Raw genomic sequence first — 26493 nt, 5'->3', positions numbered from 1 at the left:
CCGAGCCCGCAGCCGTTACGTAAAGCCGCTGTCTCGTCCCTGATCGCTCGGCACACGCCATCCCTGGCGTGTGACGCTTTACTTCACGGCAGCGGGCCCGGGAGCCTGTCTGCTGCGATGGGTGTGTTACAGACTGGTTGGTGCCGGCACGGAGGCTGACGGCGTAACCTGAGTTGGCGACGTCGAAGGCACGGTGGTAGCAGCGCCCGGCTGGGTTGGCATCGCCATATTGGTCACCGGTACCAGCAGCAGTTCCGCTTTCGTTCCACCCTGATTAATCACCGGTTTCACCGTATCGGTAATAAACGCCAGCTTGCCGTCGATGGTGATCGCTGCGCTCAGCAAAATGCGCGCGTTCGGCTGGATATCAGCCGGGTTAAAGGGCAGCACAAACTGGAACGGTGCCTGCTTGCCCTCGGTGCGAACCACACGCTGTGACAGCACTTTGGACGGCGCGTCCGCCAGTGACGCATCGGCCAGCGTCACGGTCAGCACAGCATCCGGCGGCAGCGCAATACGCTGGCGAATATAGACGGAACCGCTTACGTTTGGCTGGGCAATCGCCGACGGCTGCCCGGCCACGCTGGCGCCTAAAGTTGGCGTCGGCACGGGTTTACTGTGATCGGCACAGCCTGTGATTGCCACCGCCAGTGTCATACCGCTAATTACATGCCAGAGTTTCATCGATGTCGTCTCCTTATGAACACTATGATTGTCGGCGGTAAATTTATTGGCTGGGTTTTCCACCGCCGATTGCTGTTAATTCTGGCACAAAAATCCGCTTTGCGCCTGAAGCCCCGCCATCCTGCTGAAAACCGGGTAAAAGCGTTGCGCAAACTGGTCGGATCTTTCACACTGACGCCATTGGCATCACTGAGGAATCCGTTATGAGCCAGGCACTGCACAACCTGCTTAATTTATTGAATCTGGAAAAACTGGAAGAGGGTCTGTTTCGCGGCCAGAGTGAAGATCTCGGCCTGCGCCAGGTGTTTGGCGGCCAGGTGGTGGGACAGGCGCTGTATGCGGCAAAACAAACCGTGCCGGAAGCCCGTATTATCCACTCGTTCCACAGCTACTTTCTGCGCCCGGGCGACAGCCAGAAAGCCATTATTTACGATGTGGAAACCCTGCGCGACGGCAAAAGCTTCAGCGCCCGCCGCGTCAGCGCCGTACAGAACGGTCAGCCGATCTTCTACATGACCGCCTCCTTTCAGGCACCGGAAGATGGCTTCGAACATCAGAACAGCATGCCGCAGGTGCCCGGACCCGATAACCTGCCCTCCGAGCAGGATCTCGCCCACCGGCTGGCTGCGCACCTGCCGCTCAAGCTGAAAGAAAAATTCCTCGCCGAGCGCCCGCTGGATATCCGTCCGGTGCAGATCCATAATCCGCTGAAAGGCCACGTTGATGAGCCGCTGCGCCAGGTCTGGGTGCGTGCCAATGGCCAGCTGCCGGACGATCGCCGCATTCATCAATATCTGCTGGGCTACGCTTCCGATCTCAACTTTCTGCCGGTCGCGCTGCAGCCGCATGGCAAAGGCTTCCTTGAGCCGGATATGCAGGTGGCGACGATTGACCACTCCATGTGGTTCCACCGTCCATTCGATCTCTCGGAGTGGCTCCTGTACAGCGTGGTAAGCACCTCAGCGTCCGGCGCGCGCGGCTTCGTGCGCGGTGAGTTCTTCAGCCAGGACGGCACGCTGGTGGCGACGACGGTGCAGGAAGGGGTGATGCGTCAGCGCGAAGCATAAAAAAAGGGGCGATTATCTCGCCCCTTTCTCATCATTATAGTTATAGCGCACTGCTCTTCTGCCAGCCGGCACTTACTGGTTGTAAGCGTTCTCGCCGTGGCTGTTCACATCCAGACCTTCACGTTCCTGTTCTTCCGGTACGCGCAGGCCAACAATCATATCTGCCAGCTTGAAGCCGATGAATGCGACCACGCCAGACCAGACGATGGTCAGGCCACAGCTGAACAGCTGAACCCAAACCTGATGGCCCATGGTCACGCCTTCTGCGTAGCCCACGCCGCCCAGTGACGAGGAGGCAAACACGCCGGTCAGGACACAACCGAGGATGCCACACACGCCGTGCACACCGAACACGTCGCACGGGTCATCCACGCGCAGCCATTTCTTCAGCGTGGTCACACCCCAGATACCTGCCAGGCCACCGGCCAGACCGATAATCAGTGCGCCGCCGACGCCGACATAACCACAGGCTGGCGTGATGGCAACCAGACCGGCGATGAAGCCAGAAGACGCACCCAGCAGTGAAGGCTTACCGCGCAGCGCCCACTCACCAAACACCCACGACAGCACGGCACCCGCAGTGGCCACCACGGTATTCAGGAAGGCCAGCGCCGCGATTTCGTTCGCGGAAGACGCAGAGCCGGCGTTGAAGCCGAACCAGCCAACGTACAGAATCGCGGTACCGGTAAACACCATCGGCAGGTTATGCGGTTTGAACGCTTCTTTACCGAAGCCAGCACGCTTGCCTACCAGGTAAGCACCAACCAGACCCGCAACGGCGGCGTTGATGTGCACCACGGTACCGCCAGCGAAGTCCAGCGCGCCATCCTGTGCCAGGAAGCCGCCAGCCCACACCATATGTGCGATAGGCAGATAGGCCAGCGTCAGCCACACCAGTACGAAAATCAGTACCGCGGAGAAGCGAATACGCTCAGCCAGCGAACCAACAATCAGCCCCACGGTGATACAGGCAAAGGAAGCCTGGAACGCCACGTGAATGTACTGATAGAAGCTGCCCATCACCGCTTTCAGCTCGATATTTTTCAGCATCGCCCACTGGAAGTTACCGAAGAAGGCGTTGCCTTCACTGAACGCCAGCGAGTAGCCGTAGACGATCCACAGTACGCACACTAACGCGAACGTCACCGCGACCTGCGTCAGCATCGACAGCACGTTTTTGCCGCGAATCAGGCCGCCGTAAAACAGGGCAATGCCGGGAATTGTCATGAACAGTACCAGCGCGGTACAAATCATCATAAACGCGTTATCGGCTTTATCCGCTACGGCAGGCGCAGCTGCCATCGCAAGAGACGGTAACAGCGCCAGGCTGGTGAGGCCCAACTTAGTCATTACTTTATTCATTTCTTTCCATCCCATCACAATTCAGAGCCCCAGTTACAGTGCTGCTTCGTCGGTCTCGCCGGTACGAATACGAATCACGCGCTGCAGTTCCGCGACGAAAATTTTGCCGTCGCCAATTTTGCCGGTGTACGCGGCTTTGCTGATCACATCCACCACTTCATCCAGCTGATCGTCCGCAATCGCAATATCGATTTTTACTTTTGGCAGGAAGTTAACGCTGTACTCGGCACCGCGGTACAGTTCTGCATGGCCTTTCTGACGACCGAAGCCTTTCACTTCGGTCACGGTCAGGCCCTGAATGCCAATGGAGGATAAGGCTTCACGCACGTCCTCCAGCTTAAATGGTTTGATTACCACGGTAACCAGCTTCATACGTTCCCCTCCGGATATAAAAATAGGTGAGTCTTCGCGGACACGCAGAGAGTTAAGCAAAGGCTGTGCCACAAATGGCAAAAGTGGGCGCTAAGGCTGCCGGGCGCAGAGTATCGCGCTCCGGTATGGCGTAACGGGCAAGGTTTTCATTCGGAAAAACAGAAAGGTGGGACTTTACTGCACTCCTTTGGTGCTTGCGGCCTCAAAGGAGTGCATCAATACAGAACATTCCGATAAATCTGCGCAAAAAAGGTGCAAATCACCCCTCTGCGGTTGCGGGTATGCCCGCCGCGAGTTCATCGCCAGCCTGCTGCAGCTGGTACATCTGCCAGTAACGGCCCTGCTGCGCCAGCAGTTCGGTGTGCGTACCGCGTTCGACTACCTGACCACGGTGCAGCACCAGAATCTGATCCGCTTCGGTGATGGTGGAAAGACGGTGAGCAATCACCACCAGCGTGCTGTGCTGGCGCAACGTACGCAGCGCCTGCTGAATCGCCTGCTCGGTGCCTGAGTCGATATTGGCAGTGGCCTCATCGAGGATCAGAATCTGCGGAAGCGACACTAGCACGCGCGCCAGCGCCAGCAGCTGCTTCTGCCCGACCGACAGCGTGTTCCCCTGCTCACCGAGCCGGGTATGAATGCCGTCGCGCATCGTGCGGGCCAGCGGTGCCAGCTGCACCTTCTCCAGCGCGCGCCACACGTCCTCTTCGCTGATATCGCGTCCAAGGCGCACGTTGGCCAATAGCGTATCGGCCAGTACCACCGGATCCTGTTGCACCATCGCCACGCTGCCGCGCAGCGCATCGTGCGTCAACTGGCGCAGCGGGCGGCCATCCAGTTCTATGCTGCCGCGCGTCACCGGATAGTAGCCCATCAGCAGATTGGCTAAGGTGCTTTTGCCGCTGCCGGTGTGGCCGACCAGTGCCACGAAGCCGCGCGCCGGCACCTCGAGATCGATATGGCTGAGCACGTCGCGGTTGTCGCGGTAGGCAAAGCTGACATCGCGCAGGGTGATAAGCCCGGAAGCCAGCGGCTGAGCGTCACTGCCGTAGCCCTGCTGCGCCGCATCCATCAGTTCAAAAATACGCTCGCCCGACACCACCGCCTGCTGCAGCATTGACTGCTGCGTGGTGAGCTCGATCAGTGGCTCGTTAAGGCGGCCAAGGTAAGTGATAAAGGCGTAAAGCACGCCAACCTCAAACACGCCCGGCGTGGCAAAGCTGAACAGCATTAGCAGACCGCACAAAATCAGTGCAGAAAACAGGCTGAGCAGCGGACGCAGCAGGAAGCCGTCCAGCCGCAGCGTCTCCATCCGCGCCAGATAGTGTGAACGGCTGGCTTCGCCCATGCGCTCGCCAAAGCGCGCCTGCTGGCGAAACTGCTGGATCACACTCATGCCGTTAATCACTTCGTTGAAGCCATTATTGATCTCGGCCAGATAGCTACGTACGCGGCGCGCAATCGGCGTGCTGTAGCGCTGATAGATCAGCATCACCGTTAACACCAGCGGGAAAATCACCAGCGCCACCAGCGCCATACGCCAGTCGAGTGCAAACATCGCCACCAGCATCGCGCCAATCAGCGCAGCGCTGCGCAGCACAGTGGCCACCACCGTGACGTAAAGATCTTTGATCACTTCGGTGTCGTTGGTGACGCGCGAAATAATCTGCCCCACCGGCTGAGTGTCGAAAGCACTGAGCGGCTGGCGCAGCGCCGCATTCATCACGTCGACGCGCAGTTGCTGCACAACGCCAATCGCCGCGCGGTTAAACAGCAGCGCCTGGAAATAGTGCAGGCCCGCTGCCAGCAGCTGCAGCAGCACAAAGCCCACCAGCAGCCCGGCCACGATGCCCCACGGCATCTGGTGTTTTGCCACCAGGTTATCGATAAAATAACTCACCAGCACCGGACCGGTGACTTCGGCAGCGGCAGCGATCCACAGCATGCCGACGGCCAGCCACAGCGATTTGCGCCACGGTTTACCGTAGGCCAGCAGGCGTTTCAGCGTTGGCCATAAGCGTTGCGATTTAGCCATGGTCGGCTCCCTGTTCTGCCTCGTCCTCATCCAGTGCGGCTTCCAGCTGCTGATAGCGATACATATCGCGATACCAGCCCGGCTGCGCCGCCAGCGTATCGTGATCGCCGCGCTGTGCCACTGCGCCCTGCTGCAATACCAGAATCTCGCTGGCTTCGGTCAGCGCCGACAGTCGATGCGCGCTAATGATCAGCGTGCGCCCTTTGCCCCACAGGCGCAGGTTATGCAGGATTTCATGTTCGGTACGGCCATCAACCGCCGACAGCGCATCGTCGAGGATCAGAATCTCCGCGTTGAGCAACAGCGCACGCGCAATGGCGATGCGCTGTTTCTGCCCGCCAGAAAGCATGACGCCGCGCTCGCCCACTTCGGTAGCGTAACCCTGCGGCAGACGCAGAATGTCATCGTGCACGCAGGCCATCTGCGCCACGCGCTCGATCTCTTCCTGCGTTGCCTCCGGGCGGCCCAGCGCCAGGTTATTCGCAACGGTATCGGAAAACAGGAACGGCGTCTGACTGACCACCGCCAGCCGGCTGCGCCAGCTGTCCAGCCGCAGCTGCGGCAGCGGAATGGCGTGATAGCAAATCTCGCCCTGATCGATATCAAAATGGCGCTGAATCAGGCTCAGCAGCGTGCTTTTGCCGCAGCCGGTAGGCCCGCACAGCCCAAGCATCTGCCCGGGCTGTAACTGGAAATGCACGTCGCTCAGCACCGGCGCGCTGCTCGCCGGATAGTGGAAGGCGCGGATCGCCACCTGCAGCACGCCCGCTTCCGCCGGCAGTGGCTGCTGACCATCCTCAACCGCAGGCGCTTCCGCCAGCAGCGCACCAATACGGCTCCACGCCGCGCTGCCGCGCTCGACGATGTTAATCATCCACGCCAGCGCCAGCATCGGCCAAATCATCAGCCCTAAGTACATGACGAAGCTGGTGAGCTGCCCGAGCGTCAGTGAACCGTGCCACACCATCCAGCCGCCACCGCCAATCGCCAGCAGATTCGAAAAGCCCACGGCGATATAAATGATGGGATCGAAGCGCGCATCGACGCGCGCCACGTGCAGATTTTTGCGGCCGGTGTCGCTGGCGATATCGGCAAACTGGCTCGACTGATGATCTTCCAGGCCAAAGGCTTTGATCATGCGGATGCTGGTCAGACTCTCCTGCGTTTGATCGTTCAGGCTGGAGAACGCCGCCTGCGCCACTTTGAAGCGCTGATGCAGGCGCGCGCCGTCTTTCTGGATCACCAGCGCCATAATCGGCATGGGAATCAGCGCCAGCAGCGTCAGCTCCCAGCTGATCTGCACGCTCATTACCGCCAGCACGACCAGCCCCATCACCAGCGAATCCACCAGCGTCAGCACCCCTTCACCCGCGGCAAACACCACGCGATCGACATCGTTGGTCGCGCGCGCAATCAGATCGCCGGTACGGTGGCGCAGGTAAAACGCCGGATGCTGGCGGCTAAGTTGACGGTAAAAATCTTCGCGCAGCTCCACCGCCAGCTGGTAAGAGGCGCCGAACAGTAGCACGCGCCAGACGTAGCGCAGCAAATAGACAATCACTGCGGTCACCAGCATCACGCCGATCCACAGAAAAATTTCGCCGCGCGTCAGGCTGTGCTGGGTCACGCCGTCGACAATCACGCCGACCAGATGCGGAGGCAGCAGCTGCAGCAGCGCAATGATAATCAGCAAGCTGATGGCGCCCAGATAGCGCCGCCACTCGCGCAAAAAATACCAACTTAACTGGCTGAATAATCGCACAAAACAATCTCTTGTGATGCCCGTTCAGGGCGCTACCGGCAAGGCGGTGGTGTATTTAATCTCTTCCATAGCGAAGCTGGAGGTGACGTCAATCAGCCCCGGCACGCCGTTAACCAGACGCTTGTAAAACGCGTCGTAGCTCTTCATATCGGCCACCTGAATGCGCAGCAGGTAGTCGTACTCGCCCGCCATGCGGTAAAAGGCCATCACTTCCGGCATCTGCTGTACCACCGCGACAAACTGCTGAAACCAGTCGCTGCTGTGCTGCTGGGTTTTGATCAGCATAAAGGCGGTGAGCGACAGGCCGAGCTTTTCACCATCCAGCAACGCGACGCGCGCCCGAATAATGCCATCATCTTCCAGCTTTTTCAGGCGTTTCCAGCACGGTGTGGTGGTGAGATTCACCGCATCGGCCAGCGCCTGCAGCGACAGCGTGCAGTCTTTTTGCAGCAGCGCCAGCAGTGTGCGGTCAGTTTTATCTAGCATTCGCCACCTCAGGAGAAAAATTTTCTCTTATTTGCCGATTATAACCAACTTTTAGCAACCTCTTTTTCCTGCCAGTGCCTTACACTGAGCGCAATCTCGCTGCAGGAATCGCACCATGCAAACGCCCTGGGTTCGCCACGCTATCAATGAAATTAACGCCGACTTTCAGCGCTCCGCTGATACGCACCTGATCCGTTTTACGCTGGACGATTTCCCGGGCATTCGCTTTTATCTTAAGGATGAAAGCACCCATCCAAGCGGCAGCCTGAAACATCGCCTGGCGCGTTCGCTGTTTCTCTATGGTCTGGCCAATGGCTGGATTGGAGAAAACACGCCGATCATCGAAGCCTCCTCCGGCAGCACCGCGGTGTCGGAAGCCTATTTTGCCCGTCTGCTCGGCCTGCCGTTTATCGCCGTGATGCCAGCCAGCACTGCGCGGCGCAAAATCGAGCTGATCCGCTTTTACGGCGGGGAGTGCCACTTCGTCGCCGATCCGTGCCAGCTGTACAGCGAATCCGAGCGTCTGGCGCGTGAACTCAACGGCCATTTTATGGACCAGTTTACCTATGCCGAACGCGCTACCGACTGGCGCGGCAACAACAATATTGCCGAAAGCATTTTCCGCCAGATGGCGCATGAACCTTTCCCGGTGCCACACACCCTGATCATGAGCGCCGGCACCGGCGGCACCTCGGCTACGCTGGGGCGCTACATCCGCTATCAGGGCCACGACACGCGCCTGCTGGTGGTCGATCCGCAGCACTCGGTGTTTTTCGATTACTGGCACAGCCGCGATCGTACGCTGCGCAGCGAGCGTGGCAGCCTGATTGAGGGGATTGGTCGCCCGCGCGTTGAGCCGTCGTTTTTACCGGATGTGATTGACGAAATGATGAAAGTGCCGGATGGCGCCACCGTGGCGGCCATGTTAAGGCTGGAGCAGATTCTCGGCCGGCGTCCGGGTGCCTCTACCGGCACCAATTTCTGGGGCATGCTGCAGGTGGCAAAACGGCTGCGCGCGCAGGGGCAATCCGCCGCGCTGGTCACGCTGCTGTGTGACAGCGGCGAGCGCTATCCGGATACCTATTACAATCCACAGTGGGTCGCTGAGCAGATCGGCGATATTCAGGCGTGGCAGCGCGAGCTGCAATAAAAAACCGGACATCCTGTCCGGTTCACTGTAAGCCTCAGCATTCGGGGGAATAATCGAGGTGTGGTGTGGTCATCCAGTGATTTAAGTAGTGAGACACCGCCTGTGTCTCGCAATGGCCAATAATCGGTAAATGGGGCAGCGAGGTTTTCAGCTGGTGCATGGCGTTGCCCATGATAAAACCACGCCCGACGCGCTCCAGCATTTCGCGGTCGTTCATCGCATCGCCAAATGCCATGCAATCCGCCAGCGACAGCGACAGATGCTGGCACAGCCGCGCCAGCGCGGCGCCTTTGTGGCAATCCACCGGTAAAACTTCCAGGCACTCCCTGGCGGAGAAGCACAGGCTGGCGCGATCGCCGAGCGCCTGTTGCAGTTCAATCTTCAGCGCCAGCAGCATCTCATACGGCGCGATAAAACAGATCTTGGTGACTTCATGTGCCGGCATGCGGCGTAAATCACGCAGCTGATAGTGAAACCCGCTCATCGCGTGCGCTTCCAGCAGTCCCGGGAGCGGTTTATCGGTAAACCAGCCTTCGTCATTGAAGATGTGGATCGACGCGGGGGTTTGCCAGTGACTGTGTAATACCTCTTCCGCCACCGACGGCGCTAAATCACAGCCGTACAGCTGCCTGCCCTCGACATCGTGAATGCGCGTGCCGTTACCGGTGATCAGCCAGGCGGGCAAGGTGATCTGCTGGCGTACTGCCTGCATATCCAGCAGGTGACGCCCCGTGGCAAACGCCAGTGTAACGCCACGCTGGTGTAGGGCGTTGAGGCTCTGCAGCGTCTCCGCACCTAAACGGTGGGTAGGCAGCAGCAGTGTACCGTCCATATCAAATGCCGCGAGGCGGGCCATAGCAACTCTCCGGTCTGAATGAGGGGTTTACTATCGCCTGGTAATTACGGAACTAATAGTGAATACTTTCAAAAAACTGTTCCGGGTTTAATCATGCGACAGCTTCATCGGGTTAATCAGTTTCAGCGCCTGTGGCAGCTTAGCCAGGGCGAAGCGCAGCGCATCAGCGTTGCGGCCATGGCGCAGCACTGCTATTGCAGCGAGCGCCACGTGCGTACCCTGCTGCGGCAGTGGCAGCAGGCGGGCTGGCTGCAGTGGCACGGTGCGGCGGGACGCGGTAAACAGGGCGAACTGCGCTTTCTGCTCTCTCCCGAACAGCTGCGTCAGCAATTGCTCAGCCAGCAGCTGGCAGCCGGTGAAGCGGTACAGGCGCTGCAGGTACTGGATGTCGCGCCTGAACGGCTGGTGAAAATGCTGCGCCCACTGATGGGCGGCCAGTGGCAGAATCAGGCGCCGGTGCTGCGCATTCCCTATTATCGCGCGATGGAGGCGCTGGATCCGCTGCAGCTCACCGGACGCGCCGAGCAGCATCTGGTACGCCAGATTTTTTCCGGCCTGACGCGCTTTAACGCGGATGATGTCGAGGGCGATCTGGCACATCACTGGCAGCACGATGCGCAGGGCCGCGAATGGTATTTCTGGCTGCGGCCGCTGCTCAGCTGGCACAACGACGAACCGGTGCAGGCGGCACAGCTGGTCCAGCAGCTGCAACGTATCATGCAGACGCCGCAGGGCGGCCGCCTGCTGGCGGCGGTGGAACACATCGATGCGCCACATCCGCTGGCACTGCGTATCCGGCTGCGCACCAGCGATTACTGGCTGCCGCAGCGGCTGGCGCATCAGTTTTGCCTGCTGCCGCATCCGGAACATGCCGATATCGGCAGCGGACCGTGGCGCCTGACGCACTTTACCCGCGAGCTGGTGCGGCTGGAGAGCCATGCGCGCTGGCACCATCAGCGTCCGCTGATTCAGGTGGTGGAATACTGGATTACGCCGCAGCTGTTCGATCGCGGGCTGGGCACCAGCTGTCGCCATCCGGTGCAGATCGCCATTGGCGATCCCGACGAGCTGGACACGCTGCGGCCGGTGGATCGCAGCATCAGTCTCGGTTTCTGTTATCTGGCGCCGCGTTTCTCGGCTCGCTTCAGCCAGGCGCAGGCCAAAACGCTGCTCGCGCTGATTCAGCACAGCGGCGTCATTAAGCAGCTGCCGCTGGATGAAGGCTTAATTACGCCAACCGCAGAGTTGCTGCCCGGCTGGCCGCTGCCCGCCCCGCACCGCCCGGATGGCGCACTGCCCGCAACGCTGACGCTGCATTATCACCTGCCCATCGAACTGCACGTCATGGCGCAGGCGCTGGTGCCGCTGCTGGCGGCACAGGGCTGTACCCTCACCTGCGTATTTCACGACGTCAAAAGCTGGCGCGACGACATCGATCTGAGTGACGCCGACATCATCATGGGCGACCGTCTGATTGGTGATGCGCCGCAGTTTACCCTGGTGAACTGGCTGGAAAATGATGCGGTCTGGCAACCGCTGCGTCCGGCGGTACTGCAGGCACCGCTGCACGCTATCGCCCGTCAGGCCAGTCCGGCACTGCGCAGCGCCGCGATTCATCAGCTGTTTCAGCAGCTGATGCGCGACGGCCATTTGCTGCCGCTGTTCAACTATCGCTACCAGGTGTTTGCTCCACCAGGCGTCGAAGGTATTCAGCTTAACAGCATGGGCTGGTTCGATTTCACCCGCGCCTGGATCCCGCCGCCTGCCGCAGGCGGTGCTGTTCAGCCCGCGCCGGAGCCAGTACCATAGGCGCACTGATTTATGGGGAAGAAAACATGAAACGAGCCGTTGTCGTATTCAGTGGCGGACAAGACTCCACCACCTGTCTGATTCAGGCGCTGCAGCAGTATGATGAAGTGCACTGCGTGACCTTTGATTATGGTCAGCGCCATCGCGAAGAGATCAGCGTCGCCGCAGAGCTGGCGCACCAGCTGGGCGCGCGGGCGCACAAAGTGCTGGACGTAACGCTGCTTAATGAACTGGCGGTCAGCAGCCTGACGCGCGATAACATTCCGGTGCCGGCCTACAATCCACAGGCCAGCGGCCTGCCCAGCACCTTCGTACCGGGGCGTAACATCCTGTTTCTGACGCTGGCCTCAATTTATGCCTATCAGGTGGAAGCCGAAGCGGTGATCACCGGCGTGTGTGAAACCGATTTTTCCGGCTACCCGGATTGCCGTGACGAGTTTGTCAAAGCGCTGAACAACGCTGTCAGCCTGGGCATGGCGCGCGACGTGCGTTTTGAAACGCCGCTGATGTGGCTGAATAAAGCAGAAACCTGGGCGCTGGCGGACTACTGGCAGCAGCTGCCGCTGGTCCGCTCTGAGACGCTAACCTGCTACAACGGCGTCAAAGGCGACGGCTGTGGTGAGTGTGCGGCCTGCCACCTGCGCGCACGCGGCCTGGCCGATTACCAGGCCAATGCGGCCAGCGTGATGGCGGCGATGAAACAGAAAAGCGGCCTGCGCTGATTGCGGCCGCGCTGCGGGCTGGCGTGCTTTCTGGGCATGCCAGCTCAGGAAGTCGCGGTCATCAATGCCGCCAGGCGTTCACGTAACTCCCCTTCCAGCGGCACGGTTTTTTGCGTGCGCAAATCGATGCAGACGAAAGTCAGCGCCGCATCCGCCACCAGCGTGTTGTCTCCTGCCAGCACCACCCGCTGTAAAATAATGCCGCTTTTGCCGTTGAGCTGCGAGACCTCGCTCTCAATGTGCAGCACGTCGCCCAGCACCGCCGGACGACGATAGTTAATGTTGATATTCACCACCACAAATGCCAGCTGCTGCTCCAGCAGCCAGTGAAAGGCATCGGCATCTTCCAGCCACTGCCAGCGCGCCTCTTCCAGAAATTCCAGGTAGCGCGCATTGTTCACATGCTGATAGACGTCAAGATGATAGCCGCGCACTTTGATGGTGGTTTGCATGATTGCTCCTGTTCAGGCTGTGAATGACAACTGGTTGGACCTGTTGAGCATAGCACAGCCTGATGGGCCGCTTTAGCAATCCTTCAGAGTCGCGAGCCGCTTCACAATTTCAGCCGCGCGCTGTTCCGCTCCACCAGCGCACTGCCAATACCCGGCACTTCTTTCAGCTGCTCGATGGCGCTGAAGGGCCCGTACTGCTCACGATAGCTGACAATCGCCTGCGCTTTTTTCAGTCCAATACCGTTCATGGCGGCGGCCAGCTGCTCGGCCGTGGCCTGATTGATGCTGACCTGTTCTGGCTGCGGCGTGGACACCTGCGTCGCCTGCGTTTCACTGGGGCTTTCCGCCGCCGCCAGTCCGCTGGTCCAGAGCGCGCCGCCCAGCGCCAGCGTGATGCAAAAGGCACGAAATGTTGATTTAACCATGCTGTGTTTCTCCTTGTGTTTGACAGCCACTGCAGGGTGGCACAAGCGAGAAACGCACTCAAAAGGCGATGATTAGAAATGGAAAAGGCCGCAGAAGCGGCCTTTCGGTATTGCAGCAGTTTACCTTTTTTTGTGAGGCTTACTGGTTTTGTGCGGCGGCGCCGTACTTAATCTTCGCCTCTTTACGCAGGTTTTCCAGCAGCGCTTCAAAGGCAATCTGCGCGTTGTTTTGCGTCACGCCTTTTACCATTTCATCGATCTGCGCCTGCGGCATGTTGCCCGCGCTGACCTTATCCAGCGCGACCAGCACCACGTTGCCCTGCATATCTTCGCTGACACCCCAAGACGGCTTGTTATCCGCTGGCTGTGGCAGGTTGAATGCGGCCTGAGCCACCGGATCCTGCGCGTTGCGATCGACGGTTTTGCTGGCGCTCAGCGTCAGACCAGCTGCCTGCAGCGCGTCCTGTTTGCCCGCTTTCAGCTCGGTCAGCAGTTTGTCTGCCTGCGCTTTGGCCTGCTGCGTCGCTTTGTCATGCTTCAGGCTGTCGGCAATCTGCGCTTTGACCTGATCCAGCGGTTTAACCGCTTCCGGTTTGTGCTCGCTGATGCGCAACACAAACGCCCGATCGCCATCGACGCTGATGATGTCGGAGTTGTTGCCCGGCGCGCCGTTCTGACCGGTCAGGCCACCGTTGAAGATCGCCTGTTTAACCGCATCGAAATCGAGATCGGCCGGCACGTTATCGCGGGTGATCCAGCCCGTTTCCACCACTTTCAGGCCAGATGCCTGTGCGGCGCCCGCCAGGGATTCGTTGTCGTTGCTGGCGGCTTCGCTCACCTTCTGCTGCATCTTATAGAAGGCGTCGACGGCTTTTTCCTGCTTCACGTTATCCGCCACCGCATCGTGCACCTCCGCCAGCGGTTTAACCTGCTCTGGCTGGATATCGTCCAGACGCACCACCAGGAAACCTACTGAGGACTTGATCACGCCAGACAGCTGACCTTTCTGCGTCAGGTTGGCGTTTTTCAGTTCATCCGGCGTGGTGTTCGGCTCCAGCCAGCCCATGTCGCCGCCTTTACGCGCAGAGATTGGGTCGATGGATTTGCTCTTCGCCAGCGTGGCGAAATCCTCGCCCTTTTTCAGCGCATCCAGCACCGCGTTGGCATCAGCTTCGGTTTTGGTCTGAATGATGCTGTAACGGTTGCGCTGCGGCTGTGAATAGTCGGCTTTGTGCTGATCGTACCAGCTCTGAATATCCGCTTCGCTGGCGTTCTCCTGCAGGCTGGCCGCATCCATTTTGATATAGCTGACGCGGAACTGCTCAGGTGCCATAAAGCTGCTCTGATGCTGCTGGTAGTACTGATTGATTTCGTCGTCGCTGGCAGTTTGTTTCGCGGCCAGCGCATTAACGTTAATCACCGCCTGACGAATCGCGCGCTGCTGCGAGACCAGATCCACCAGCTTGCTGGTTTCACCCTTCAGCATGAAGTCGGTATTGGCGATGGCGTTGATCAGCTGCTGCGTCGCCAGCTGCTTGCGCAGCGCTTCGGCGTACTGATCGGCACTGAAGCCCATGCTGGCGATCAGGCCGTTGTATTTTGCGTTGTCGAACTTACCGTTGGTCTGGAAAGCCTGCTGATTGAAAATAGCCTGCTTCACCTGATCGTCGCTGATGCCAATGTGCAGATCTTTGATGTACTGATCGAGCAGCGCCTGATCGATCAGCTGTGACAGCGCCTGCTGGCGCATCTGCTGCATGTAGCCGTCGTTGCTGGCCAGCTGCGAGAACTGGTCGCCCAGCATCTGCTGCTGACGGTTGCGCTCGTTGTTAAACGCCTGTTCCAGCTCACCGCGGCTAATTTCATGGCCGTTCACTTTGGCAGCGTAATCGCTATTACCGCCAATCAGGTAGTTGCCCACCCCGGTCAGTACGAATGACAGGATGATCAATCCCAGAATAATCTTGAGCACGACATGGTTCGACGCCGCGCGTAAATTGTCCATCATGGTATGACAACACTCCGCTGTAGTGTGGATGTAAAGCTCTGACACGATGTCATCATCGTGCAGCTGCGGTTCAGGCTGGCAGCTGGCAACCATGCGGAGACTGAAGCCAGCGGCTAAAGTCGCGCATCAAGATAAAAAAAGGCACATCAAAAATGATGTGCCCGTATGTTACATGAGAACGCCTTTTTCGTCCTCAATCCATGGAAGAAAATGCTTCGATGGACAGGTCAGCGGTCATTAATTGACGGCGTCTTTCAGTGCTTTACCTGCACGGAAGCCCGGTACTTTACCAGCCGGGATGGTGATTTCTTTACCGGTTTGTGGGTTACGGCCGGTGCGGGCAGCACGCTCGCGTACAGAGAAGGTACCGAAACCGACCAGTGCCACTTCGTCACCGCCTTTCAGCGCGTCAGAAACGGAGCCCATGAATGCATCTAACACACGTCCCGCTGCCGCTTTAGAAATGTCAGCGTCTGCAGCAATTTTGTCGATCAACTGTGACTTATTCACTCTCTTCATCCCCTCTTTTATTATTCACTCGCACCCGCGCTTCCCGCCCGGTGCGAACGCGCAGCCAGTTATATCAAGCCTGTGGAGCTGAAACAACGGTATTCATCTTAATCGTTGATCCAGCAGCCCCCTAAATTAGCGGCACAAAAAAAAGCTGGCAAGCCCGATTTGGCCTGCCAGCTTCGCTTTTTAGCGCTTTTTGTCGCTAATCACTATTTTGCCGTGGCAACCTGCATCCCGTACGGGGCATTTTCCAGCGCCAGGCTCAGCACTTCTTCAATACGCTTCACCGGATGGATCGACAGATCGGCAATCACGTTCTGTGGAATCTCTTCCAGATCGCGCTTGTTTTCGTCCGGGATCAGCACGGTTTTGATGCCGCCGCGATGCGCCGCCAGCAGTTTCTCTTTCAGGCCACCAATCGGCAGTACCTGACCGCGCAGCGTGATCTCGCCGGTCATCGCCACGTCCGAACGCACCGGGTTACCGGTCAGACAGGAGACCAGTGCGGTACACATCGCGATACCGGCGCTCGGACCATCTTTCGGCGTCGCCCCTTCCGGTACGTGCACGTGGATGTCACGCTTCTCGTAGAAGTCGCCGTTGATGCCGAGTTTCTCCGCACGGGCGCGGACTACCGTCAGCGCCGCCTGGATTGACTCCTGCATCACCTCACCGAGTGAACCGGTGTAGGTCAGCTTGCCTTTGCCCGGCACGCAGGCGGTTTCGATGGTGAGCAGATCGCCGCCCACTTCGGTCCACGCCAGGCCGGTGACCTGACCAACACGGTTTTCGCTGTCGGCACGGCCGTAATCAAAGCGCTGCACACCCAGGAAATCCTTAAGGTTTTCGCCGGTGATTTTGATGCTCTTTTTCGCTTTGTCCATCAGCAGCGCTTTCACCGCTTTACGGCACAGCTTGGAGAGTTCGCGCTCCAGACTACGCACGCCCGCTTCACGGGTGTAATAGCGGATAATGCCGATAATGGCGCTATCGTCAACGCTGATCTCTTTCTCTTTCAGCGCATTACGCTCGATCTGCTTCGGCAGCAGGTGCTGTTTAGCGATGTTGAGCTTCTCATCTTCGGTGTAGCCGGAGAGACGAATCACTTCCATACGATCCAGCAGCGGAGCCGGAATGTTCATGGAGTTAGAGGTAGCCACAAACATCACATCTGACAGATCGTAATCCACTTCCAGATAGTGATCGTTGAACGCAATGTTCTGCTCCGGATCCAGTACCTCCAGCAGCGCTGAAGCCGGATCGCCGCGCATGTCGGATGACATTTTGTCGATCTCATCCAGCAGGAACAGCGGGTTTTTCACGCCGACTTTGGCCATTTTCTGGATCAGTTTGCCCGGCATCGACCCGATATAGGTACGACGGTGGCCGCGGATTTCCGCTTCATCACGCACGCCGCCCAGCGCCATACGCACATATTTACGGCCGGTGGCTTTAGCGATTGACTGTCCCAGCGAGGTTTTACCCACGCCCGGCGGTCCGACCAGACACAGAATCGGCCCTTTGATTTTGCTGACGCGACTCTGCACCGCAAGATACTCAAGGATGCGGTCTTTCACGCGCTCCAGACCGTAATGGTCGGTATCCAGCGTCTCCTGCGCTTTCCGCAGGTCTTTTTTCACCTTGCTGCGCGCGTTCCACGGAACCTGCACCATCCAGTCGATGTAGCCGCGCACCACGGTGGCTTCCGCTGACATCGGTGACATCATCTTCAGCTTCTGCAGTTCGGCTTCGGCCTTCTCGCGCGCCTCGGCCGGCATTTTCGCCGCGTCGATTTTGCGTTTCAGCGCTTCGTATTCATCCGGCGCATCATCCATCTCGCCCAGCTCTTTCTGAATCGCTTTCATTTGCTCATTCAGATAGTACTCGCGCTGGCTTTTCTCCATCTGCTTTTTAACGCGGTTGCGAATACGCTTCTCAACCTGCAGCAGATCGATTTCCGATTCCATCATCGCCATGAGATATTCCAGACGCTCATTGATGTCGGACATCTCCAGCACTGACTGTTTGTCAGCCAGCTTAAGCGGCATGTGCGCCGCCACGGTGTCGGCGAGACGCGCCGCGTCGTCGATGCTGTTGAGTGAAGTCAGCACCTCCGGCGGGATTTTTTTGTTCAGCTTGATGTAGCCTTCAAACTGATTGATGGCGGTACGCACCAGCACTTCCTGCTCGCGCTCTTCAATTTCCGGCGAGATCAGGTATTCGGCCTGGGCAACAAAGTGGTCGCCATTGTCCGCTAAAGTGGTGATGTGTGCGCGCTGAAGACCTTCCACCAGCACCTTAACGGTGCCGTCTGGCAGTTTCAGCATCTGCAGTACGGAAGCAACGGTCCCTACCGCGAAGAGATCGTTAATACCAGGTTCATCCGTTGAAGCCTCTTTCTGGGCAACCAGCATGATCTTCTTGTCATGATCCATCGCCGCTTCGAGGCAACGAATCGATTTTTCCCGACCAACAAACAACGGAATTACCATGTGCGGATAAACCACCACGTCGCGCAACGGCAACACGGGGATTTCAATGCGTTCAGAACGCTCAGGATTCATAGAGCTCTCTCTTAGTTTAATGTCCGCCAGGTGATGGGAACCGCGTGATACAGGCTGTATGCAGTTAGACCCACAGGATTATGAGTATATGGGGATGCTTGCACGACATTCAATGTCACAGAGGTGAGAAAAATAAAAGGGGAAACATTTTCCCCTTTTTTAAGATAACAACGTGGTGTAATTGATTATTTATTCGCCAGAAGCCTGGGCTTCATGCTTACCGTAAATCAGCATCGGGTCAGATTGCCCCTCGATCACTGACTCATCGATCACCACTTTCTCTACGCCTTCCATTGATGGCAGGTCGTACATGGTTTCGAGCAGCGCCGCTTCTACGATAGAACGCAGACCACGTGCCCCGGTTTTACGCGAGTTCGCTTTCTTCGCAATCGCCGTCAGCGCTTCGTCACGGAACTCCAGCTCCACGCCTTCCAGGTTAAACAGCGCCTGATACTGCTTGGTCAGCGCGTTTTTCGGTTCACGCAGGATCTGGATCAGCGCTTCTTCGCTCAGCTCGTTGAGCGTCGCCACCACCGGCAGACGACCAATGAACTCCGGAATCAGACCAAATTTGATCAGATCTTCCGGCTCAACCTGTGACAGCAACTCGCCTTCGCTGGCTTTCTGCGATTTACCTTTAACGGTCGCGCCAAAGCCAATACCGGAGCCGGTTTCAACACGCTGTGAAATCACTTTATCGAGGCCGGCAAACGCACCGCCACAGATAAACAGGATTTTCGAGGTGTCGACCTGCAGAAACTCCTGCTGCGGATGCTTACGTCCACCCTGCGGCGGCACGGCAGCCACTGTGCCTTCAATCAGTTTCAGCAGCGCCTGCTGTACGCCTTCACCTGACACATCACGGGTGATAGACGGGTTGTCTGATTTACGGGAAATCTTATCGATTTCATCGATGTACACGATGCCGCGCTGCGCTTTCTGTACGTCGTAGTCGCACTTCTGCAGCAGTTTCTGGATGATGTTTTCCACATCCTCGCCCACATAACCGGCTTCGGTCAGCGTGGTGGCATCCGCCATGGTGAAAGGCACATCCAGCAGGCGCGCCAGTGTTTCCGCCAGCAGGGTCTTACCGCTACCGGTTGGACCGATCAGCAGAATGTTACTTTTGCCCAGTTCAATCCCGTTGCTGGTGTCGCCGTTACGCAGACGTTTGTAGTGGTTGTACACCGCCACCGCCAGCACTTTTTTCGCCTTCTCCTGACCGATAACATAATCGTCAAGGTGATGGCGGATCTCATGCGGCGTCGGGAGCGCGCTGCGCTCGCGGTGCGGGGCCACTTCTTTTATCTCTTCGCGAATGATGTCGTTACACAGATCGACACACTCGTCGCAAATATACACTGACGGCCCGGCAATCAGCTTACGGACTTCATGCTGGCTTTTGCCGCAGAAAGAGCAGTACAGCAACTTACCTGAACCGTCTTTGCGCTTATCTGTCATCAGCTAACCTCTTTTCGTTCTCAGACCTAATTGGTGTACGGCAATGGCCGCACAGCAACGGCCGATATGCATGCAACTCACCTGTCTGCACCCGTTAACTATAGCGTAAGGGGCAGACAGATGTGTCTTATTGGCGATGCGTCAGGATGGAGTCGACCAGGCCATACTCTACCGCTTCGCTGGCAGAGAGGAAACGATCGCGCTCGGTGTCGCGTTCAATCTGCTCCAGCGATTTGCCGGTATGTTCCGCCATCAGCTCATTCATACGCTGCTTCACTTTCAGGATTTCACGCGCGTGGATCTCAATATCCGTCGCCTGGCCCTGATAACCGCCCAGCGGCTGGTGAATCATCACGCGTGAGTTTGGCAGACAGAAGCGCTTGCCTTTGGTCCCCGCCGTCAGCAGGAATGCGCCCATCGAACAGGCCTGGCCCATACAGATGGTGCTCACGTCCGGCTTGATGAACTTCATTGTGTCATAAATCGACATACCGGCGGTAATCACACCACCAGGCGAGTTAATGTAGAGGTAAATGTCTTTTTCAGGATTCTCAGCTTCCAGAAACAGCATCTGCGCCACAATCAGGTTCGCCATGTGATCCTCAACCTGACCGGTCAGGAAGATCACGCGCTCTTTAAGCAGGCGGGAGTAGATGTCGTAAGAACGCTCGCCGCGCGAGGTTTGTTCGACCACCATTGGCACCAGCGCATTGGTTGGTGCAGTAAATTCACGATCGCCACTGTATGACATTACCGTCTCCTGATAAATTTCATTGGCAACATTCTGTACCGATTTTACGCGAGGCGCGCGGCGAAAACTATGCGCAGCGGTCTCGTTCCGACATAACAGGACGGTTAATCAGCCAGTCTTACTGTTTTCACGCATTCTCCCTGTATCTGGGGATGCAGCCCAGTTGTTTCAAGCATAACAACCTTTTCCCCATTCGCTAACACGGAAAAACAGCTTAGCGAAGAATTTGCCGATTAATTAGTCAAATAGCGCACAAATGTGGTTGGTTTCCGCCAGAAACGAAAAAGCCCGCGACACAGCGGTCGCGGGCTTTAGCACTCAGGGTTAACTCACGAATCAGGCCGCAGAGGTCTGGTTCATCAGCTCCTGGAAGTTAGTGGCTTTATCAGTCACTTTGGCTTTCGCCAGTACCGCTTCAACCGCCTGCTCTTCCAGCGCAACGTTGCGCATGTTGTTCATCAGCTCGCTGTTTTTGCTGTAGAACTCGATCACTTCCTGCGGATCTTCGTACGCAGAAGCCATCTCTTCGATCAGCGCTTTAACGCGATCTTCATCGGCTTTCAGCTCGTTGATGCGAATTACTTCGCCCAGCAGCAGACCGACCACAACGCGACGTTTTGCCTGCTCTTCGAACAGTTCACGTGGCAGTTCCAGCGCCTGCTTCTCGTTGCCGCCGAAACGCTGTGCAGCCTGACGACGCAGAACGTCGATTTCGCTGTCGATCAGTGCCACTGGCACGTCGATTTCGTTCGCGTTAACCAGACCGTCAATCGCCTGCGTCTTCACGCGGTTACGGATAGCGCCTTTCAGTTCGCGCTCCATGTTCTTACGCACTTCAGCGCGCAGACCTTCGATGGAGCCATCTTCCACGCCGAAACGCTTGATGAATTCAGCGGTCAGCTCCGGCAGTTCGCGGGTTTCCACTTTCTTCAGCACGATGTCGAACTTCGCATCTTTGCCTTTCAGGTTTTCCGCGTGGTAGTCATCCGGGAATTTCACGTCGATGGTGAAGGTGTCGCCGGCTTTCTTGCCAGTGATGCCTTCTTCGAAGCCTGGGATCATACGACCCTGACCCATCGCCAGCACGAAGTCAGACGCTTTGCCGCCTTCGAACTCTTCGCCGTCTACAGAGCCGGTGAAATCGATGGTCGCGCGATCTTCTGCTGACGCCGCAGCATCGGTCTCTTTCCAGGTCGCCTGCTGCTTCTGCAGGGTTTCCAGCATGGTGTCGACGTCAGCGTCGGTCACTTCAACCACCGGTTTTTCAACTTCGATTGCATCCAGGCCTTTCAGCTCAACTTCCGGATACACTTCGAACTCAACCGCGTAGGTGAAATCTTCACCTTCTTTATACTCACCCGGCACGTAGTTCGGTGCGCCAGCTGGGTTGATCTTCTCTTTGATGATGGCGTCAACGAAGTTACGCGTCATCAGCTCGCTCAGGACGTCCTGACGAACAGAGGCACCGTAGCGCTGATTAATGATGGTAGCCGGCACTTTGCCTTTACGGAAACCGTCGATACGGACTTTCTTAGCCACTTCCACCAGTTCTTTCTTCACTGCGCTTTCGATGCTGTCCTTAGGAACAGTAATCGAAATGCGACGGCCCAGACCCTGAGTGGTTTCTACTGAAACTGTCATCTTGTTACCTCAAAAAATCACGTGCTCGGTCAACTTCAGACACCACACAATTAATGCGCCGTATCCAACAACCGGGACGGCCTCTGCAGGCAGAACCTAATCCCTGTCACCAGAAGCGTCCCGAAGACATTCCGGAAAAATAGACGCCGCATTATAGCGGCATCCCCGGAATGAGTCGAGGCTGCAAACTCACCACTTTTTAACGGTTTTGCTGCTTTTTTGCGCCGCAGATCGCGTTTGTGCATCATTGAGGTAAGAAAAAACGGCCCGCAGGCCGTTTTGGAGAAAGCTGGAGAGGAAAACTCAGGCCAGCGTACCGGCCCCGCGACAGTTCGGTGAGGCGAGTACGGTATCCTGCAGTCCATCCCACTCTTTGCGCGTGTAGGTATGCAGCGCCAGCGCATGGACGCTGCCTGCCAGTTCGGTCGCCAGCTCGCCATAAATGGCGCGGTGACGCTGCAGGAAGCGCTGTCCGGTGAAAAGGTCGCTGACGATCACCACTTTGAAGTGACTTTCAGAACCGGCAGGCACGTTATGACGATAGCTTTCGTCATGCACTTCAAGATGTGCAGGCTCAAAAGCGTTACGCAGCTTTTCTTCTATTTGTTCGCGAATCATTGTTAACACTCCTCTACGGCGAGCGCTGTGCCCCATCTGTTTAAATATTAGTAGGTTTTTTATCTTTCCCGCAGTCTGGCAGGAAATAAATCCTGCTGCGCTGCGCATCTTAGCCTGCTGAGGCTGCCGGTCAATCGGTTACCGCGTCCGGCTGTCCGAAAAAATCCTTTACAATCAATTTCCCCTGGTGCGGGGCTTTTTTCGCCGTGCCGCAATGCTATGATGGCCGCAGTTTTGCAAACCAACCCATATGCTAACGAGAATGAGTATGTTGAAAAAACTGTTATTCCCTCTGCTGGCTGCCTTTATTTTGGCCGGCTGCGCCAGCAATAACACCACGCTGAACATCCAGCCAAAAATCCAGCTGCCACAGCAGGATCCGAGCCTGATGGGCGTTACCGTCAGCGTTAACGGTGCCGATCAGCGAAGCGATCAGGCGCTGGCCAAAGTGAACCGCGACGGCCAGCTGATCACCCTGACCCCATCACGTGACCTGCGTTTCCTGCTGCAGGAAGTGCTGGAGAAGCAGATGACCTCGCGCGGCTACATGATTGGCCCGAACGGCGCGGTAGACCTGCAGATCGTGGTTAATGGCCTGTACGCCGATGTTACTCAGGGCAACGTGCGTTACAGCATCACCACCAAAGCGGATATCTCTATTATCGCTACCGCGAAAAACGGCAACAAGCAGGTGAAAAACTACCGTCAGACTTACAGCGTAGAGGGTGCCTTCAGCGCCACTAACGATAAGATCACCAACGCGGTTAACTCGACCCTGAGCGACGTGATTGCCGATATGGCGCAGGACACCAGCGTCAATAACTTCATCAAGCAAAACGCGCGTTAATTTTCCGCAGTAACCTGCCCGGTCCCCGCTGACCGGGCTTCATTTCAGGCTGGCTATGACATCTCACTATCTGCGTATTTTTACCCAACGTAACGCTGCGGTCCTGCTGCTGCTCGGTTTCGCTTCCGGTCTGCCGCTGGCGCTGACCGCCGGTACGCTCCAGGCGTGGATGACGGTAGAGAATGTCGACCTGAAAACCATTGGTTTCTTCTCCCTCGTCGGTCAGGCTTACGTGTTTAAGTTCCTGTGGTCGCCGATGATGGATCGCTATACCCCGCCCTTTCTTGGCCGGCGGCGCGGCTGGCTGCTGGTCACGCAGTTAGCGCTGATTGCCGGCATTGTGGCGATGGGCTTTATGCAGCCGTCACGCGACCTTACCCTGCTGGCGGCGCTGGCGGTGCTGGTGGCTTTCTGCTCAGCCTCGCAGGATATTGTGTTTGATGCGTGGAAAACCGATGTGCTGCCGCCGGAAGAGCGTGGCAGCGGCGCGGCGATTACCGTGCTCGGTTACCGGCTGGCGATGCTGATTTCCGGCGGCCTGGCGCTGTGGCTGGCGGATCGCTATCTCGGCTGGCAGGCCACCTACTGGCTGATGGCGCTGCTGATGGTGCCCGGTCTGATCGCTACGCTGCTGGCGCGTGAACCTGAGGCGCCGGTGCGCGAGCCGCACTCGCTGCGTCAGGCCGTCGCGTTTCCGCTGAAGGATTTCTTTCAGCGCAACAACGCCTGGCTGCTGATCACCTTAATCATTCTCTACAAGCTGGGCGACGCGTTCGCCGCTTCGCTCACCACCACTTTCCTGATTCGCGGCGTGGGCTTCAGCGCCGGTGATGTCGGTCTGGTGAATAAAACGCTCGGCCTGCTGGCGACCATTATTGGTGCGCTGTACGGCGGCGTGCTGATGCAGCGCCTGAGCCTGTTCCGCGCGCTGATGATCTTCGGCGTGCTGCAGGCAGTATCTAATTTCGCTTACTGGATGCTGGCGGTAACGCCACCGCATCTGTGGAGCATGGCCAGCGCGGTATTTATCGAAAACCTGTGCGGCGGCATGGGCACCGCCGCCTTTGTGGCGTTGCTGATGACGCTGTGCAACAAATCGTTCTCGGCCACGCAGTTCGCGCTGCTGTCAGCGCTGTCAGCGGTTGGACGCGTGTATGTCGGTCCGGCGGCTGGCTGGCTGGTCGAACTGTGGGGCTGGCCGGTATTTTACGCCTTTACCGTGGTGGCCGCCGTACCAGGCCTGCTGCTGCTGTGGGCGTGTCGCGGCACGCTACAGGCAATGCAGCACAGCGGTGAATTCATGAAGCGCAGCCTGTGGCCACAGGGTTATCGCTGGACGGTACGCCTGTTCGCGGCGGGCTGTACGCTGCTGGCGCTCTGGCTACTGACGCTGGCACTGCGTGCGGCGGATATCTGGCACAGCGCGACGCTGCCAACTCATCTGTTTGAGGCAGGGATGGCGCTGGCGCTACTGGCGGTGCTGCTCGGCGTGATGCTGGACTGGCTGGCATTAAGAAAAACAGCGTCAAATCGTGCACATTAACGCTGCGCTATTTGCCAGACGGGGATAAATCGCTTAAAAATAGCCCCCGGCGAATTTTAAGCGATAGCATTTTTTTTAACGCGAAATAGAAACATTAAATTAACAAACCCGCGTAATATTTAAATCCGGTGAGCAATTAATTTGTAGAAATTTCATCGCCAAAATGATGCAGAATTGTTAAATAAATGAGTATTAAAACTCCGGTTTATGCTTTCCCTGTTTTCTCTGCGGTTAATGTCATTGGTTTTTGTTATATTGCCGCCAACTGCTTGTCGCAGTTAATAATTTGTCACCCTGCGCAACATCTGTGACACCCTTAGCAAAAGGTGTCAACAGCCTTCTGACACATCCTTAAGCTGGTTTACACTGCATAAACCTTCCCGTAAAATGCGCGCACACTTAAACGACAATAGAGCCCTTTGTCATTGAGGTCGTTAAATGAGACTCAGGAAATACAATAAAAGTTTGGGGATTTTGTCATTAATTGCAGGCGCTGTATTACTCAGCGGCTGCGATAGTGCGTTGTTAAATCCCAAGGGACAGATTGCACTGGAGCAACGTTCACTGATTCTGACAGCTTTCGGCTTGATGATGATCGTCGTTATTCCGGCAGTCTTAATGGCTGTTGTGTTCGCCTGGAAATATCGGGCAACCAATACCAACGCGAAGTATAGCCCTAACTGGTCACACTCTAACAAAGTGGAAGCCGTGGTCTGGACCATTCCGATCCTGATCATTCTCTTCCTCGGCGTGCTGACCTGGAAATCAACCCACGCGCTGGAGCCGAGCAAACCGCTGGCCTCTGACGTGAAACCGGTTGAGATCGACGTAGTGGCACTGGACTGGAAATGGCTGTTCATCTACCCGGAACAGGGTATTGCAACCGTCAACCAGATTGCCTTCCCGGCAAATACTCCGGTGAACTTCAAGATCACCTCGAACTCCGTCATGAACTCCTTCTTTATTCCTACGCTCGGCAGCCAGATCTACGCCATGGCGGGTATGCAGACCAAACTGCACCTGATCGCCAACGAGCCAGGTACGTTCGACGGTATCTCTGCTAACTTCAGCGGTCGCGGTTTCTCTGGCATGAAGTTCAAAGCCATTGCCACCAAAGACGATGCGGAATTCCAGCAGTGGGTTGCCAAAGTTAAAGCGGCACCTAACACGCTGACCACTATGGATGATTTCGAAAAACTGGCTGCGCCAAGCGAAAATCACCCGGTGGAATATTTCTCAACTGCGAATCCGGAACTGTTCAAGCAGGTTATTGATAAGTTCATGATGAGCCACGGGAAAATGGACATGTCGCACGAAGGCATGGACATGAATCACGCCGCAGCTGCGGGAGCCGAGGAATAATAC

General features: G+C 57.2%; 24 protein-coding genes. 8 read left to right on the top strand and 16 right to left on the bottom strand.

Going from position 1 to position 26493, the window contains the following annotated elements; genetic code table 11:
* Window positions 1-126 precede the first annotated feature (126 nt).
* Complete coding sequence (locus F3J36_RS14560; protein ID WP_021507201.1) at window positions 127-684, bottom strand: YbaY family lipoprotein; 558 nt, start codon at window positions 682-684, stop codon at window positions 127-129.
* A gap of 15 nt (window positions 685-699) precedes the next feature.
* Between F3J36_RS14560 and F3J36_RS14555 the strand changes: the two genes are divergently transcribed.
* Together F3J36_RS14555 and tesB are read left to right on the top strand one after the other, a co-directional pair.
* A complete protein-coding gene (locus F3J36_RS14555) occupies window positions 700-891 on the top strand; it encodes a hypothetical protein (RefSeq protein WP_125309056.1) in 192 nt (63 codons plus the stop codon).
* On the top strand, window positions 888-1751 hold the full coding sequence (tesB, locus tag F3J36_RS14550; protein ID WP_088516247.1) for an acyl-CoA thioesterase II: 864 nt from the start codon (window positions 888-890) through the stop codon (window positions 1749-1751). Before F3J36_RS14555 ends, tesB begins: the two co-directional genes overlap by 4 nt.
* A 72-nt stretch (window positions 1752-1823) precedes the next feature.
* On the opposite strand, the gene amtB is transcribed toward tesB, so the two are convergent.
* From amtB to F3J36_RS14525, 5 genes are all read right to left on the bottom strand, one after another.
* Window positions 1824-3113, bottom strand: coding sequence for an ammonium transporter AmtB (gene amtB, locus F3J36_RS14545; RefSeq protein ID WP_058757951.1), 1290 nt, complete (start codon window positions 3111-3113; stop codon window positions 1824-1826).
* Between the two features lie 33 nt (window positions 3114-3146).
* Window positions 3147-3485, bottom strand: coding sequence for a P-II family nitrogen regulator (gene glnK / locus F3J36_RS14540; protein WP_007886947.1), 339 nt, complete (start codon window positions 3483-3485; stop codon window positions 3147-3149).
* Window positions 3486-3744: 259 nt separating this feature from the next.
* The gene (locus F3J36_RS14535) at window positions 3745-5520 is read right to left on the bottom strand and encodes a SmdB family multidrug efflux ABC transporter permease/ATP-binding protein (protein ID WP_166719927.1); all 1776 of its coding nucleotides are present in this window, start codon (window positions 5518-5520) and stop codon (window positions 3745-3747) included.
* On the bottom strand, window positions 5513-7282 hold the full coding sequence (locus F3J36_RS14530; RefSeq protein ID WP_166719926.1) for a SmdA family multidrug ABC transporter permease/ATP-binding protein: 1770 nt from the start codon (window positions 7280-7282) through the stop codon (window positions 5513-5515). Before F3J36_RS14530 ends, F3J36_RS14535 begins: the two co-directional genes overlap by 8 nt.
* A gap of 24 nt (window positions 7283-7306) precedes the next feature.
* Window positions 7307-7768 carry an Lrp/AsnC family transcriptional regulator gene (locus F3J36_RS14525; protein WP_021507196.1) on the bottom strand — a complete coding sequence of 154 codons (462 nt, stop codon included), beginning with the start codon at window positions 7766-7768 and terminating at the stop codon, window positions 7307-7309.
* A gap of 115 nt (window positions 7769-7883) precedes the next feature.
* Between F3J36_RS14525 and F3J36_RS14520 the strand changes: the two genes are divergently transcribed.
* On the top strand, window positions 7884-8918 hold the full coding sequence (locus F3J36_RS14520; RefSeq protein ID WP_021507195.1) for a PLP-dependent cysteine synthase family protein: 1035 nt from the start codon (window positions 7884-7886) through the stop codon (window positions 8916-8918).
* 34 nt (window positions 8919-8952) lie between these two features.
* Here the strand turns inward: F3J36_RS14520 and cof are convergent, their stop codons facing one another.
* Complete coding sequence (gene cof, locus F3J36_RS14515) at window positions 8953-9774, bottom strand: HMP-PP phosphatase (protein ID WP_058757954.1); 822 nt, start codon at window positions 9772-9774, stop codon at window positions 8953-8955.
* 93 nt (window positions 9775-9867) lie between these two features.
* Here cof and F3J36_RS14510 point away from each other — a divergent pair, with 93 nt between their 5' ends.
* On the top strand, window positions 9868-11583 hold the full coding sequence (locus tag F3J36_RS14510) for an SgrR family transcriptional regulator (protein ID WP_166719925.1): 1716 nt from the start codon (window positions 9868-9870) through the stop codon (window positions 11581-11583).
* A gap of 26 nt (window positions 11584-11609) precedes the next feature.
* Complete coding sequence (gene queC / locus F3J36_RS14505; protein WP_166719924.1) at window positions 11610-12305, top strand: 7-cyano-7-deazaguanine synthase QueC; 696 nt, start codon at window positions 11610-11612, stop codon at window positions 12303-12305.
* Window positions 12306-12349: 44 nt separating this feature from the next.
* Here the strand turns inward: queC and F3J36_RS14500 are convergent, their stop codons facing one another.
* The 9 genes from F3J36_RS14500 to bolA all read right to left on the bottom strand — a co-directional run bounded on the left by F3J36_RS14500 (window position 12350) and on the right by bolA (window position 22738).
* Window positions 12350-12757 (bottom strand): thioesterase family protein, encoded by a 408-nt coding sequence (locus F3J36_RS14500; protein WP_166719923.1) that lies wholly within the window; start codon window positions 12755-12757, stop codon window positions 12350-12352.
* A gap of 101 nt (window positions 12758-12858) precedes the next feature.
* A complete protein-coding gene (locus F3J36_RS14495) occupies window positions 12859-13182 on the bottom strand; it encodes a helix-hairpin-helix domain-containing protein (RefSeq protein WP_021507189.1) in 324 nt (107 codons plus the stop codon).
* Window positions 13183-13321: 139 nt separating this feature from the next.
* Window positions 13322-15190, bottom strand: coding sequence for a peptidylprolyl isomerase (gene ppiD / locus F3J36_RS14490; RefSeq protein WP_166719922.1), 1869 nt, complete (start codon window positions 15188-15190; stop codon window positions 13322-13324).
* A gap of 237 nt (window positions 15191-15427) precedes the next feature.
* Window positions 15428-15700: a nucleoid-associated protein HU-beta gene (gene hupB, locus F3J36_RS14485; RefSeq protein WP_014606441.1), complete on the bottom strand. Its 273-nt coding sequence runs from the start codon at window positions 15698-15700 to the stop codon at window positions 15428-15430.
* Window positions 15701-15912: 212 nt separating this feature from the next.
* Complete coding sequence (gene lon, locus F3J36_RS14480; protein WP_059010556.1) at window positions 15913-18267, bottom strand: endopeptidase La; 2355 nt, start codon at window positions 18265-18267, stop codon at window positions 15913-15915.
* 189 nt (window positions 18268-18456) lie between these two features.
* The gene (gene clpX, locus F3J36_RS14475) at window positions 18457-19728 is read right to left on the bottom strand and encodes an ATP-dependent protease ATP-binding subunit ClpX (protein WP_021507186.1); all 1272 of its coding nucleotides are present in this window, start codon (window positions 19726-19728) and stop codon (window positions 18457-18459) included.
* Window positions 19729-19855: 127 nt separating this feature from the next.
* Window positions 19856-20479 carry an ATP-dependent Clp endopeptidase proteolytic subunit ClpP gene (gene clpP, locus F3J36_RS14470; RefSeq protein WP_010616837.1) on the bottom strand — a complete coding sequence of 208 codons (624 nt, stop codon included), beginning with the start codon at window positions 20477-20479 and terminating at the stop codon, window positions 19856-19858.
* A 336-nt stretch (window positions 20480-20815) separates the two neighbouring features.
* Window positions 20816-22120, bottom strand: a complete 1305-nt coding sequence (gene tig / locus F3J36_RS14465; protein ID WP_021507185.1) for a trigger factor — start codon at window positions 22118-22120, stop codon at window positions 20816-20818.
* Window positions 22121-22423: 303 nt separating this feature from the next.
* Window positions 22424-22738, bottom strand: a complete 315-nt coding sequence (bolA, locus tag F3J36_RS14460) for a transcriptional regulator BolA (protein ID WP_058757958.1) — start codon at window positions 22736-22738, stop codon at window positions 22424-22426.
* Between the two features lie 268 nt (window positions 22739-23006).
* Here bolA and F3J36_RS14455 point away from each other — a divergent pair, with 268 nt between their 5' ends.
* The 3 genes from F3J36_RS14455 (at window position 23007) to cyoA (ending at window position 26490) form a co-directional block, all read left to right on the top strand.
* Window positions 23007-23585 (top strand): lipoprotein, encoded by a 579-nt coding sequence (locus F3J36_RS14455; RefSeq protein ID WP_021507183.1) that lies wholly within the window; start codon window positions 23007-23009, stop codon window positions 23583-23585.
* A gap of 55 nt (window positions 23586-23640) precedes the next feature.
* A complete protein-coding gene (gene ampG, locus F3J36_RS14450) occupies window positions 23641-25128 on the top strand; it encodes a muropeptide MFS transporter AmpG (protein ID WP_166719921.1) in 1488 nt (495 codons plus the stop codon).
* Window positions 25129-25566: 438 nt separating this feature from the next.
* The gene (gene cyoA, locus F3J36_RS14445; RefSeq protein WP_031279652.1) at window positions 25567-26490 is read left to right on the top strand and encodes a cytochrome o ubiquinol oxidase subunit II; all 924 of its coding nucleotides are present in this window, start codon (window positions 25567-25569) and stop codon (window positions 26488-26490) included.
* Window positions 26491-26493 lie beyond the last annotated feature (3 nt).

The organism is Pantoea sp. Cy-640 (assembly GCF_011752635.1).
GTDB lineage: Bacteria > Pseudomonadota > Gammaproteobacteria > Enterobacterales > Enterobacteriaceae > Pantoea > Pantoea dispersa.
Note: the sequence above shows the minus strand (reverse complement) of the source record. Positions and strands in the feature narration are given on the sequence as shown.